The following is a 12,092-nucleotide window of genomic DNA, read 5'->3' as shown; positions in this document are numbered from 1 at the left end:
CGCGATTGGCGATCAGGAGTTTGTTGATCTGCGTCATATCTCTTTCGGTGCGGAATAGGTTTCGACCCATGGCGCCGCCTCTTTCGCTGCGAACGCCATGGCGCCCTTGCGCCCCTCGCCGCGCAGGCATTTGGCGAAATCCTCCGCAGCCTGATCTAGTTGCAAAGGATCGATGGAAGCAACGGCGCGGTTGAAAATCGATTTGGTCGCTGCATTCGCCTCGGGTTCGCAGCGGCCAATGGCGGCGAGCACTTCCGCGAGCGCGCCGTCTATTCCCCGGCGCCGTCTGCGACCCTGTCAATTAGACCTATGCGCAGCGCCTCATGCGCCCCGAAATGCGCCGCCGTCAAAGCAAGCCGCCGTGCATTGGATAGCCCTAATCGCCGCACGACAAAGGGCCCGATCTGCGCTGGCGGCACCCCAAGCGCGGTTTCTGAAAGCGAAAAGCGCGCATGTGACTCGGCGATCGCCACATCAGAAACCGCAAGTAGTCCGTTGGCGCCGCCGAAGGCGGGCCCTTCAACAACCGACACCAGCACCTGCGGGATCGCATCGAGCCTCAACAGGACGTCCCCAAAAATGCGGTTCGATGCCGCCACCGGATCCGCGTCGCCTTCCGCAGGAGGCGGCGCCATCACCAATGATGCAAACTCTTTGATGTCGCCGCCGCCGCAAAAGGCGCCGCCCGCCCCGCGAAGAATAACGACGCGTATGTCGCGATTTTCCGCAAGCCAGTCACACAAAGACGACAAACCGCGCAAAATGGCGCTGTTGATGGCGTTTTTCGCCTTTGGACGATTAAGCGTTACAAACAGCGCCGACTGGCGCTGCGCGAGAATGATGTCATCATAATCCGGCAAGTCAGTCATGGCTCATGCCTTGTTCAATTTCCCCGGCAAGGTACCCATATATTTACAAATGATCGACAACATAACTTCATCCGCGCCGCCGCCAATAGAGCCCAACCGGCCATCGCGATAAGACCGCGACACCAGCGTTTCCTCCATGTAGCCCATGCCGCCCCAATATTGCAGGCACGAATCATTCACTTCGCGCGCCAGGCGTCCGACCTTCAACTTGGCCATGGAGGCGAACATGGTCGCGTCTTCGCCGCGCATCATTTTATCGACCGCGTCCCAGGTGAGCGAGCGCAACGCCTGAACTTCTGTTTTCAGTTCGGCGAGGCGGAAATGCACCACCTGGTTATCGAGGATGGGCTTTCCGAACGCCTTGCGTTGGCGGGTATAGTCAATGGTGGCGTCTATCGTGTTGTCCATGCTAACCAGGCTCGACAACGCCGCCCACAAACGCTCCTCCTGGAATTGAAGCATCTGATACATGAAGCCCGCGCCCTCTTCGCCAATACGGTAACGCTGCGGCACGCGGACATCCTCGAAATAGAACTCCGCCGTATCAGAACTCCGCATACCGAGTTTGTCGAGCTTGCGGGCGACGGTGACGCCTTTCCGATGTTTTCCTTTGTCGTCTTTCAGCGGCAGACACATCAGGGTCTTGTTTTCATGACGCGCGCCTTCGCCGGTATTGGCGAGCAGGCACATCCAGTCCGCCTGCGTGCCGCTGGTAGTCCACATCTTGCCGCCATTGACGATGTAGTCGTCGCCGTCTTTCGTCGCTGTCGTCTTGATCGAAGCAACATCTGATCCGGCGCCGACTTCCGACACGCCAAGACAAGCGACATAATCGCCGGAGATTGACGGACGCAGGAAATCTTCCTTCGCTGTATCAGTCCCGAATTTCGCCAGCGCCGGCGTCGCCATGTCGGTTTGAACGCCGATCGCCATGGGAATGCCGCCGCAATTGATATGACCCAGCGTTTCCGCAACGACCGCGCCATAAGACCAGTCGAGCCCCATGCCGCCATAGTCTTCAGGCTTGGTGACGCCGAGCAGGCCGAGATCACCCAGGCCCTTATAAACCTGATGGGCCGGGAACATGCCCGCTTCTTCCCATTCATCCACATAGGGATTGATTTCCGCATCAATGAAACTCTTCAGCGTCTTGCGGATCTGTTCATGTTCGGTGGTGAGTTTCATCAGCCTCTCCTACATCCTCGCTACGCCGAAAACATTCGGTCGTAGTTCACGCCGCGCGGCTTCCGCGACCGTATCAAGGCAAAACGCCAAAATCTTGCGGCTGTCGCGCGGGTCGATAAGCCCGTCATCCCAGAGCCGCGCAGTGGCGAACAGCGCCTGCGATTCCGCATCGTAAGTCTCGACAATCTGTTTCGCCATGGCGTCGAGAAAAGCCGTGTTCGGCTCCTCGCCTTTCCGGCGCGCGCCATCTTCGGCGACGATGCGCATGGTCTTCGCCGCTTGTTCGCCGCCCATGACCGCGATGCGGTTGTTCGGCCAGGCGAAGATGAAGCGCGGATCGAATGCGCGACCGCACATGCCGTAATTGCCGGCGCCGAACGACGCGCCGATATGCAGCGTCAGTTTCGGTACGCGCATATTGGTTACGGCCTGGATCATCTTGCTTCCGTGCTTGACGATGCCGCGCTGTTCCGCGTCCGTGCCGACAAGATAGCCAGTGGTGTTCTGCAGGAAGACGACAGGGTTCCCCGCTTGCTCCATCAACTGGATGAACTGCGCGACCTTCGCGGCGCCGTCGGCGTCGATCGGCCCGTTGTTCGATATGACCCCGACCTGATGGCCCGCAATCGCCGCATGGATGCAGACCGTCGCAGGACCATAGCCATCCTTGAACCCAAGCATGTCGGAGCCGTCAACAAGCCGCGCAATCACCTCGCGGGAATCGTAAGGCTGGCGATAGTCGACGGGAACGATGCCGAGCAATTCCTCCGCGCTATATAGCGGTTCATCAAAGGACCGGCGCTCCTGCGCCTTGTTCCAACCGAGCTTCGACATGATATCCCGTGCTATGCGAAGGCCGTCGCCGTCATTTTCCGCCATGTATTCCGCCGTGCCGGAGACGTGATAGTGCATCTCCGCCCCGCCGAGATCTTCGTCGGTGGCGATTTCGCCCGTTGCGGCTTTCAGGAGCGGCGGCCCTGCCAGGAACACTTTCGATTTGCCGCGCACTGCGACAACATAATCGGAAAGCCCGGTCTGATAGGCGCCGCCTGCAGTCGATGAACCATGCACAACCGACACGACCGGACAGCCGGCGGCGGAGAGCCGCGCGAGATTGGCGAAGGTGCGCCCGCCCGGCACAAACATCTCCGCCTGTCGCATCAAATTGGCGCCGGCGCTTTCAATCAGTTGAACGAAGGGAAGCTTGTTCTGCAGCGCCAGCTCCTGCGCGCGCAACGCCTTGTGCACGCCCATTGGCGTCGCCGAGCCCCCCTTGATGCCGCTATCCGACGCGGAGACGACACAACGCACGCCGGACACTAAACCGATGCCGGCGATGCCGCCGCCGCCCGATATGTTTCGATCGCCATCATCGTCATGCATCATGTAACCGCACAACGTAGACAGCTCGACAAAGGGCGCGCCGCGATCAAGCACGAGCGCCAGTCGTTCGCGTGGCAGCAATTGCCCGCGCTTTTCGAATTTCGGTTTCGCGCGAGCGGATGTTTCGGTTATTTTTCGCTCAAGCGCACGGAACTCTTCGATCAATTTCAGATGATCGCCGCGGTTCTTTGCAAAGGCGTCGCTCGCGCGGTCGATTTCGCTTTCAAAAACCGGCATTGCGTCCTTGGTCTTCCCTGATGCTGTTATTTTGCCGGGATTGTCGCCCGGCGCGGGCGTCAAGGTCAAACACTTCCAATGGCATGGGGAGGACTTTTAGCAGTTAACGCTGCGCCCGGTCATTGCGCGGGGAAGCTATCTGAATAAGGCTCATGCATCATCTAGGAGTCGTCGATGACTGACCCATCCGAGACTATGAATATCGCCGGCGAAGGCTATCTGCCCGGCCTGTTGGGGATCGCCTTCACCGCCGCTGGAGATGGCTGGGTCGAGGCGGAGCTTGCTATCCGCAAAGCGCTGATGGCGCCCAATGGATTTCTTCATGCGGGCTCGGTCGTCACCCTCGCGGACACCGCCTGCGGCTATGGCTGCGTGCGCGCCCTGCCCGAAGGGGCAAGCGGCTTCACGACGGTGGAACTCAAATCAAATTTTACAGGCACGGCACGCGACGGCGTCGTCACCTGCCGCGCGGAGGCCAAACATCTCGGGCGCACCACGCAGCTCTGGGATGCGACCGTCAAACATCGTGAGACTGGAAAAATCATCGCCCATTTCCGTTGCACGCAGATGGTGCTGTGGCCGAAAGGCTGAATTAGGAAACACAGGCCCGCTTGAAAGCCTCGCGCCCAGACAAACTCCCCCACCATTGTTCCACATTCGGCGTCATGGCTTCATCAATGCCAAGCGTATTGGCGAAATAGAGTGCATAGCCGACACAGATATCCGCCATGGTGAAGCGATCCGCGCAAAGATAGTCCCGATCCGCAAGCGCCGCGCCCACCGAACGCCAGCGGCCAAGAAACCATTTGCGATAATCTTCGACCACTTGCGGCAGACGGCGTCCTTCAGGCTCAAGCGCCGAATAGCGAAAGACTAGCGTCTGTGGAAAGGTAAGCGTCGCATCGGACCGGTGCAGCCAGTTCAAATAGACGCCATAATCCGGCTCATCCGGCGTCACGGCGAGCGGCGTCGGCCCATATTTGACGCCGAGATATTCGCAAATACCGGCGCTTTCCGTCATCATCACGTCGCCATCAATGAGGCACGGCACAGTGCCCAGCGGATTGACGTCCTTATAGGATTTGTCGAATACGCGCGGCGGGAACTGCAGCGTCACCAACTCATAGTCGAGCCCCAATTCCTCCAGCGCCCAAACGCAGCGTAAAGACCGAGCACCCTGACAATGATAGAGTTTCATCCCTAAGCACTCGCCCGCAGCGTGGTCTTCAATATTTTGCCGGAGGGATTGCGCGGCAAGGCCTCCATGAACTCCACATATTTCGGCATTTTGAACTCAGCGATCTTGCCTTTTAGAAATTTCTTGACTGCATCCGCATCGAGCTCGGCGCCTGCGCGCTTCACCGCGACGACTTTCACAACCTCGCCCCATTTTTCATCAGGCGCGCCGATGACGGCGACTTCGGCGATGCCCGGACATTTCGCCAGCACATTTTCAATTTCCGCCGGATAGACATTTTCGCCGCCGGAAATGATCATGTCCTTGATGCGGTCGACAACATAGATGTAACCGTTCTCATCCATATAACCAGCGTCGCCGGACCAGTACCAACCATCGCGTATCGCATCTCCCGTCGCATCGGGCTTGTTCCAATAGCCCTGCATGACAAATCGCGATCGCGCGACAATCTCACCGGTTTCGCCTTGCGGCATCGGCGCGCCGGTGGATGGATCGCAAATCCTGACGTCGCAATCCGGCAAAGCCTGACCGGCAGAAACGCGCTGTTTTTCACCTTTCGCGTGGTCATCATGGGCAAGCACGGTGACACCGCCCGTCGTCTCGGTCATGCCGTAAAACTGGGTAAACACAGCATTCGGCATGGCGGCCATGGCCGCATCCAGGAGCGGTTCCGGCATCGGCGCAGCGCCATAACTGACGCCTGCGAAATTGTGCAGCGGCGCACCCGCCGCTTTCGCGGCTTCCAAAATCATCATGATCATCGCCGGCACCAGGAACGCGTTAAGCGGCGCGCCGCCCTGCGCCTCTTTTACTATCGCCGCGGGATCAAACTGGCGATGCTGTATGATCGGCATAGAGCGGGCTATTCCCATCAGGCCAAAATTGACGCCCGCCACATGAAAATGCGGCAAAGCGTGGAGGACGACTTCATCCTCCGTCTGCGGAATGACGACGCCCGCCGTCTCCCCAGACGCGCCAACCTCGAAATAACAACGGTTCGGCAAGATCACGCCTTTTGGCAAACCTGTCGTGCCGCTGGTGTAGAGCTGCACCACAACATCATCAGACGTTAAAGCAATATTCGGGTCTATTGCTTCCTGCGCATCTATATGCGCGTCAAAGCAGTTCGCCGCGCCGGTCTCTAGCGTCATGGTTTTCACGTCGGCGCCGCCGGCTTGCGTCAGCGCATCCAGGAAAACCGTTTCCCCGACGAGCTGCACCGGATTGGCGTCATCGATAATTTGCAGCACTTCCGCCGGCGCCAGACGCCAGTTGATCGGCGTCATGACAGCGCCGATTTTCATGGCGCCAAAAAGCGTATCCCAAAATGTTGCAACATTGCGCGCGAGCCATGCGATACGGTCGCCGCGCTTGACGCCAAGGGCGAGCAATCCTTGCGCGGCGCGATTGGACCGCGCATCCATCTCGCCATAGCTGATGCGGCGACCTTCAAAAATCAGCCCCGTCGCGTCGGGCTGCCGGCGCGCCTGCTCCCGGATCAAATCGGCGACAAGGGGCGGATTGAGAATTTCGCGCTGGATCATTCGGGTCCCTATCTTTTCCTTGTTTTTGGCGATTATGACGCGAACATCCGGCAAGGCAATCCATATGCGGCCTCGCTTGGGAGCCCGTTTTCGGCATATCTCCTGTGTTTGCCGGTTGCGGAATGCGCCCGCTTTCCTTTAGCTATTGCAACGCTCAAGGAGACTTTCATGCCGTCTATCGCCGATCTCAAATCGAAAATGCGCCTGCCGGTCATCGGCGCGCCGATGTTCATCGTTTCAACGCCGAAGCTCGTTATCGCGCAATGCCAGGCCGGCGTGATCGGATCGTTTCCCGCGCTTAATGCCCGGCCTGCCGAATTGCTCGATAAATGGCTGGTGGAAATCAAGGATGCACTTGCCCGGCATGAGGACGAGCAACCCAATCTTCCGACCGCGCCCTTTGCCGTCAATCAGATCGTGCACCGCACAAATGAACGGCTGATGCATGATGTTGAAGCATGCGTGAAACATGAAGTTCCTATCGTCATCACGTCACTGGGCGCGCGCGAAGAAGTCTATGAGGCGATCCATTCTTATGGCGGCATCGTGCTACATGACGTCATCAACAATAAATTCGCGAAAAAGGCGATTGAGAAAGGCGCGGACGGATTGATCTGCGTCGCCGCCGGCGCCGGCGGACATGCGGGCATGCAGTCCCCGTTCGCCTTGGTGCAGGAAATTCGCGAATGGTTCGATGGGCCGCTCGCCCTGTCCGGCTCAATCGCGCGCGGAGAATCTGTGTTGGCGGCGGAAGCGATGGGCGCGGATTTCGGATATGTGGGCTCAGCCTTCATCGCAACCGAAGAAGCGAACGCCGATGACGCCTACAAACAAGGCATCGTCGATGCTTACGCGGATGATATTGTCTATACGAATTATTTTTCCGGCGTGCACGGCAACTATCTCAAACCCTCGATCCGCAATTCTGGCATGGACCCCGACAATCTGCCCGAAAGCGATCCATCAAAAATGGATTTCAAATCCGGAGGCGACAACGCCAAGAAGCTCTGGAAGGACATTTGGGGCTGCGGCCAGGGCATCGGCGCGGTCAAGGAAGTCACGACCACGGCCGCCCTTGTGGACCGGATGGCCCGGGAATATGACGCGGCCAAAGCAGGGCTTTGCACCCGATGAGCATGCGCGCGCCCTTGGCGCTGATCGGGCTCGTCGCCCTCGCCGCTTGCGGGCGGAATGAAAATGAGGTGGGCGAATTCAAGAACGATTTCGTCGGCAACGAGATCAAGGTGCAGGCGCTTGCGGACCCGAAGGTTGCCGGCGTCACCTGCCATCTCTCACATTTTGACCGCGGATTTTGGGACCGGGTCGCCAAAGGCAACTGGTTCGAAGACCCCTCCAACGCGTCTATCGCCTGCCGTCAGACCGGCCTGATTCAGATCGGCGACATCGACCTTGGCAAGGATGGCGAGGAGGTATTCTCCCAGCGCATCAGCCTGGTTTTCAAGTCGATGGCGGTCAGACGGATTTATGACGCCGACAACAAGACCCTGATCTATGTCGCCTATAGCCGCCGCCCGGTTGAAGGCTCCGCGAAAATGTCGATTTCGACGATTTCCCTCTACGGCCAGGATGCTGCGCCGCCCGCGCAGGATTGAGGCCGGCTTGTCAATTTTGGGTGTTCCAAGCCGCAGCGAAACCGCGTAGCGTCTGAACCATGCGGAACCGTCTTTGTAAAATCGTTGCGACTATCGGACCGGCGAGCGCCTCGCCTTCAATGCTGCGCCTGCTTTATAATGCTGGCGTCGATGTCTTCCGGCTCAATATGAGCCATGGGGACCATGAAAAGCTGGCGGGCGTCGCCCAGGCGATTCGCGACATTGAGCGCGATACCGGCACGCCGCTGGCGGTCTTTGCAGACCTTCAGGGACCGAAAATCCGCACCGGCGCCTTCGCAGGCGACTCCATCAAATTGCGCTATGGGGCGGAGTACAAGCTGACGCTTTCTTCAGAGTCGAACGACGAAAACGTCATTCCCATACCCCATAAAGAACTGCTCGACGTGCTCGAGCCCGGCGACATTTTAAAGCTCGATGACGGGCGGTTGCAGCTCACCATCAGCGAACGCACAGATCGCCACATCATCGCCAAGGCGGATACGCCGGGAGAGCTGAAAAACCGCAAGGGCATCAACCTCCCCGGGCGCCGCCTGCCAATATCCGCTTTGACCGAGAAAGACCGGAAAGATCTCGATTTCGCGCTTTCAATCAATGTCGACTATATCGCCCTCTCTTTCGTTCAGCAGCCGGATGATGTGCGCGAAGCCCGCGAACTGATCGGCGACCGCGCTGGCATTATCTCCAAGATCGAAAAGCCGTCCGCAATCGATCATATCGAGGAGATTGTCGAACTCTCCGACGCGATCATGGTCGCCCGCGGCGATCTTGGCGTCGAATGTGCGCCGGAAGACGTGCCGCTTATGCAGCGCCGCATCGTTCGCGCCTGCCGTCATTCGGGCAAACCCGTGATCGTTGCGACGCACATGCTGGAATCCATGGTCGAATCCATCGCGCCGACCCGGGCTGAGGCGTCGGATGTGTCGACCGCCGTCTTCCAGGGGGCGGATGCGGTGATGCTATCGGCCGAAACCGCCGTCGGGCGCCACCCGCCTACGGCCGTGGCGATTATGGACCGGATCATCGCAGCGACGGAGCGCGACGGCGAATCTGAAGGCTTCAAAAACGTCTCGCGCGAGGCGGAAGGCTATACGACAGCCGACGCCATCACGCTTTCAGCGCGGCGCATTGCAGAAGTGCTCGATTGCAAATTCGCCGTCGCCTATACAAGAACCGGCTCGACCGCGCAGCGCCTGTCCCGCGACAGGCCCCACTGCCCCGTCATCGCCGCGACCCCCGATGAGGATGTGGCGCGCAAGCTCGCGCTGTTCTGGGGCGTGCGTTCCGTCGTCACCAGCGACATCTCGCATTTTCATGAAATGATCGAAAAGGCGGACGCCCTCACCAAGGCCAATGGCGGCGAGGATGGCGACCGGATCATCATCATCGCCGGTTATCCTTTCGGACGCCCCGGAAAGACGAACACCCTGAAAATCAGCCGCATAGGCTCTATCGACTAGTTTCCCGCCGCCGGGAACCATTGCCCTCCCCCTTTGTTTGCTTGTTGTAGCAGGGATGAGGAAGCCATGGCGTTAGCGCAAGAAACCACCAAGCATTTCATAGTGATCTCGTCCGACAACCAGGTGTTGTCGATGGCGTGCAGAACACCACGCCGTCCAAATCCCCTCCGGATGCAGGAACAGGCGGCGCCAAAATCGCAACCGAAGATTGCCGATTCTGCGCGCGCCGCATTTTCGCGTCTGGCTCAACATTTATTTGCTCGCGACTAGCGTTCAAAAACGAAAGGACTAAATCATGACAACCCCAACAAATGACACCGCAGGCGGCGACCTTTTGCGCGTGCTCTTGTCCGTACTCCTCCCGCCGGTCGGCGTGGCGATGGAAGTCGGCTTCACCACTCAGTTCTGGATCAATGTCGTGCTGACGCTGTTTGGTTACATTCCGGGCATCATCCACGCGCTGTGGATCATCCTTCGTCGCTAGGAGGCAGCATCATGAAAATCGGTCAATCAAAATATCCCGATGATTCCTCGCTCAAACGCTTGCGGGTTTTCATCACCAAAACGCTTCGCCGCGGACGCGGCAGGCCGGGCGTGAATACGCTGCAGCCCCAAAGCGCCGATGCGAAAACAGTTCACAAAACTAAGGCTGACAAGCGCGCTTAAGAGTGGCAACATTTCTTGCGAAACCGATTTCCCCGCAGGAGGAGCGCTCAATGACCACCATAACGACCCATGCGTATGACTACACAATCGACGGCAAGGACTATGAAGCTTTTGTGGCGGCCCCGGTTGGCGCGCCCGCTCCACTGGTCCTTGTCTGTCACGCATGGGCCGGGCGGTCGCAATTTGAAAATGACAAAGCGCATGCCCTGGCGGAGTTAGGGTTCACTGCTGTCGCCATCGATCTCTTCGGCAAGGGCGTGCTTGGCAAAGCCAAGGAAGAAAACCAGGGATTGATCAAGCCCTTTGTCGAAAACCGACCGCTGCTGCAGTCCCGTCTCAAAGCCAATATAGATATCATGAAAGAGCTGCCCGAGGCGGAAGCCGACAAGGTAGCCGCTACCGGCTATTGCTTTGGCGGGTTGTGCGCGCTCGATATCGCCCGTTCCGGCGCGGATGTGGCCGGCGTAGTGAGCTTCCATGGACTTCTAAACGCACCGGGGAACACGGCCGACAAGATCAACGCGAAAGTACTGGCCTTGCATGGCTGGGACGATCCCATGGCGACGCCAGACGCGGTCAACGCCTTTGGCGAAGAGATGACCAAGGCGAAGGCGGACTGGCAGCTTCACGCCTATGGCGGAACCATGCACGCCTTCACCAACCCCGCCGCCAATGATCCCGGCTTCGGCACGGTTTACAACGCCAGCGCCGATAATCGCTCCTGGACCGCGATGCGGGTGTTCTTGAAAGAGCTGTTCGACTAAGCCTTTTTCTTTTTGGCTTTCTTTGCGGCTTTCTTCTTTGTTGGTTTTTTCGCGCGCGCCGACGCTGCGAGCGCCAACTCGGTCCAACGGCTCAACACGTCATTGTCGTCAAAAATATCTTCCGGCGCGTTGTAATAGGACATGGTCCCGGTCTTGCCGTTCATTTCAATTTCAAAGGGCGCAAGGCCCGCCGCCTCAAATTCGGCGCGCGTCACATCATCGACCTTGAACCAGATATCGTCGTCGCCAATGATCGCGAAGATCGCGCCGTCGCAATAAATCCCGGCGCCGCCAAACATCTTGCGGATGGAAATGTCACCGAAAGGCGCGAAAAGGTCTTTAGCGTAATCGAGAAATGACGCCGACGGCGCCATCAGGCGTCAGCCTTAGCCGGCACAATCGTCACGCTTTCACCGCAGCCGCAGGCGTCAGTCTGGTTCGGATTGTTGAAGACAAAACGCTGGGACAGTTTTTCCGTGACGAAATCGATTTGCGAACCGAGCAGAAACAGGATCGCCTTCGGGTCGATCAGAATTTTGATCCCGTTTTCTTCGACGACTTCGTCAAGCGGCCCCGCTTCGGTCGCGTAGTCCATGGTGTATTCCATGCCGGCGCAGCCGCCGTTTTTCACGCCGATCTTGACGCCGATATAATCTTCTTCGGCGGACGACATGATCTCGCTCATGCGCGCCGCAGCAGCGTCAGTCAGGGTTACAACTTTTGGTCTCGGACGTCTCGCCATTTACAACCATCCCAACTCTAGCTTCGCCTCATCGGACATGCGTTCCGGCGTCCAGGGCGGCTCAAACACCATCGTCACCGTCACATCCTCAACGCCTTCAACGCCGCGCACCGCGCCTTCGACCCAACCGGGCATTTCACCCGCGACGGGGCAGCCCGGGGCCGTCAGGGTCATATCGATGGCCAGCAGCCGGTCGTCATTGAGGTCAACCTTATAGATGAGGCCCAATTCATAAATATCAACCGGGATCTCAGGGTCATAAACCGTCTTTAAAGACTTGATGACGTCGCCCGTAATCCGCTCCAGCTCCTCAGCCGGAATGGACGCGCCGCCGGAAGTCTCCGCTTGCGGCGCGGGTTCATCCTTCGGCGGATTGACGTCAATAATGTCGCGTTGGTCTTCCATAATTTTTA

At 58.5% G+C, this 12,092-nt stretch carries 17 protein-coding genes; 8 read left to right on the top strand and 9 right to left on the bottom strand.

Going from position 1 to position 12,092, the window contains the following annotated elements; genetic code table 11:
- Positions 1-33 precede the first annotated feature (33 nt).
- Genes AC0L8G_RS08580 through AC0L8G_RS08565 form a run of 4 tightly spaced genes read right to left on the bottom strand, consistent with a single transcriptional unit; the run spans position 34 to position 3,674 of the window.
- Entirely contained in the window at positions 34-252 is a 219-nt protein-coding gene (locus AC0L8G_RS08580; RefSeq protein ID WP_473388374.1) for a hypothetical protein, read from the bottom strand.
- Positions 253-269: 17 nt separating this feature from the next.
- The gene (locus AC0L8G_RS08575; protein ID WP_473388373.1) at positions 270-869 is read right to left on the bottom strand and encodes an enoyl-CoA hydratase/isomerase family protein; all 600 of its coding nucleotides are present in this window, start codon (positions 867-869) and stop codon (positions 270-272) included.
- A gap of 3 nt (positions 870-872) precedes the next feature.
- The gene (locus tag AC0L8G_RS08570) at positions 873-2,054 is read right to left on the bottom strand and encodes an acyl-CoA dehydrogenase family protein (protein ID WP_473388372.1); all 1,182 of its coding nucleotides are present in this window, start codon (positions 2,052-2,054) and stop codon (positions 873-875) included.
- 9 nt (positions 2,055-2,063) lie between these two features.
- Complete coding sequence (locus AC0L8G_RS08565; protein ID WP_473388838.1) at positions 2,064-3,674, bottom strand: acyl-CoA carboxylase subunit beta; 1,611 nt, start codon at positions 3,672-3,674, stop codon at positions 2,064-2,066.
- 174 nt (positions 3,675-3,848) lie between these two features.
- Here AC0L8G_RS08565 and AC0L8G_RS08560 point away from each other — a divergent pair, with 174 nt between their 5' ends.
- Positions 3,849-4,265 (top strand): PaaI family thioesterase, encoded by a 417-nt coding sequence (locus AC0L8G_RS08560; protein ID WP_473388370.1) that lies wholly within the window; start codon positions 3,849-3,851, stop codon positions 4,263-4,265.
- Between the two features lies 1 nt (position 4,266).
- Here AC0L8G_RS08560 and AC0L8G_RS08555 read toward each other — a convergent pair whose 3' ends face one another.
- On the bottom strand, positions 4,267-4,872 hold the full coding sequence (locus AC0L8G_RS08555; protein ID WP_473388368.1) for a glutathione S-transferase family protein: 606 nt from the start codon (positions 4,870-4,872) through the stop codon (positions 4,267-4,269).
- Positions 4,873-4,874: 2 nt separating this feature from the next.
- Positions 4,875-6,416: a long-chain-fatty-acid--CoA ligase gene (locus AC0L8G_RS08550; protein ID WP_473388366.1), complete on the bottom strand. Its 1,542-nt coding sequence runs from the start codon at positions 6,414-6,416 to the stop codon at positions 4,875-4,877.
- A 168-nt stretch (positions 6,417-6,584) separates the two neighbouring features.
- On the opposite strand from AC0L8G_RS08550, the gene AC0L8G_RS08545 reads away from it, so the two are divergent.
- The 7 genes from AC0L8G_RS08545 (at position 6,585) to AC0L8G_RS08515 (ending at position 10,937) form a co-directional block, all read left to right on the top strand.
- A complete protein-coding gene (locus tag AC0L8G_RS08545; protein WP_473388365.1) occupies positions 6,585-7,550 on the top strand; it encodes an NAD(P)H-dependent flavin oxidoreductase in 966 nt (321 codons plus the stop codon).
- Positions 7,547-8,029 (top strand): CreA family protein, encoded by a 483-nt coding sequence (locus tag AC0L8G_RS08540; RefSeq protein ID WP_473388364.1) that lies wholly within the window; start codon positions 7,547-7,549, stop codon positions 8,027-8,029. The genes AC0L8G_RS08545 and AC0L8G_RS08540 overlap by 4 nt, the downstream gene beginning before the upstream one ends.
- A 59-nt stretch (positions 8,030-8,088) precedes the next feature.
- Positions 8,089-9,507 (top strand): pyruvate kinase, encoded by a 1,419-nt coding sequence (gene pyk / locus AC0L8G_RS08535; RefSeq protein WP_473388363.1) that lies wholly within the window; start codon positions 8,089-8,091, stop codon positions 9,505-9,507.
- 66 nt (positions 9,508-9,573) lie between these two features.
- Positions 9,574-9,777 (top strand): hypothetical protein, encoded by a 204-nt coding sequence (locus tag AC0L8G_RS08530; protein ID WP_473388362.1) that lies wholly within the window; start codon positions 9,574-9,576, stop codon positions 9,775-9,777.
- Positions 9,778-9,802: 25 nt separating this feature from the next.
- Positions 9,803-9,991, top strand: a complete 189-nt coding sequence (locus tag AC0L8G_RS08525; protein WP_473388360.1) for a YqaE/Pmp3 family membrane protein — start codon at positions 9,803-9,805, stop codon at positions 9,989-9,991.
- Between the two features lie 11 nt (positions 9,992-10,002).
- A complete protein-coding gene (locus AC0L8G_RS08520; protein ID WP_473388358.1) occupies positions 10,003-10,173 on the top strand; it encodes a hypothetical protein in 171 nt (56 codons plus the stop codon).
- 50 nt (positions 10,174-10,223) lie between these two features.
- Positions 10,224-10,937 carry a dienelactone hydrolase family protein gene (locus tag AC0L8G_RS08515; RefSeq protein WP_473388357.1) on the top strand — a complete coding sequence of 238 codons (714 nt, stop codon included), beginning with the start codon at positions 10,224-10,226 and terminating at the stop codon, positions 10,935-10,937.
- Here AC0L8G_RS08515 and AC0L8G_RS08510 read toward each other — a convergent pair.
- The 3 genes from AC0L8G_RS08510 to AC0L8G_RS08500 are packed head-to-tail and all read right to left on the bottom strand — an operon-like array spanning position 10,934 to position 12,084.
- On the bottom strand, positions 10,934-11,311 hold the full coding sequence (locus AC0L8G_RS08510; RefSeq protein WP_473388355.1) for a TfoX/Sxy family protein: 378 nt from the start codon (positions 11,309-11,311) through the stop codon (positions 10,934-10,936). The two genes, AC0L8G_RS08515 and AC0L8G_RS08510, sit on opposite strands and share 4 nt — an antisense overlap.
- Complete coding sequence (locus AC0L8G_RS08505; RefSeq protein ID WP_473388354.1) at positions 11,311-11,679, bottom strand: HesB/IscA family protein; 369 nt, start codon at positions 11,677-11,679, stop codon at positions 11,311-11,313. The genes AC0L8G_RS08510 and AC0L8G_RS08505 overlap by 1 nt, the downstream gene beginning before the upstream one ends.
- Positions 11,680-12,084 carry an SUF system Fe-S cluster assembly protein gene (locus AC0L8G_RS08500; RefSeq protein WP_473388351.1) on the bottom strand — a complete coding sequence of 135 codons (405 nt, stop codon included), beginning with the start codon at positions 12,082-12,084 and terminating at the stop codon, positions 11,680-11,682.
- Positions 12,085-12,092 lie beyond the last annotated feature (8 nt).

It is taken from the genome of Hyphococcus sp. D3-15 (genome assembly GCF_055809375.1).
The sequence above is the reverse complement of the archived record's forward strand: the minus strand, read 5'-3'. Positions and strand labels throughout refer to the sequence as shown.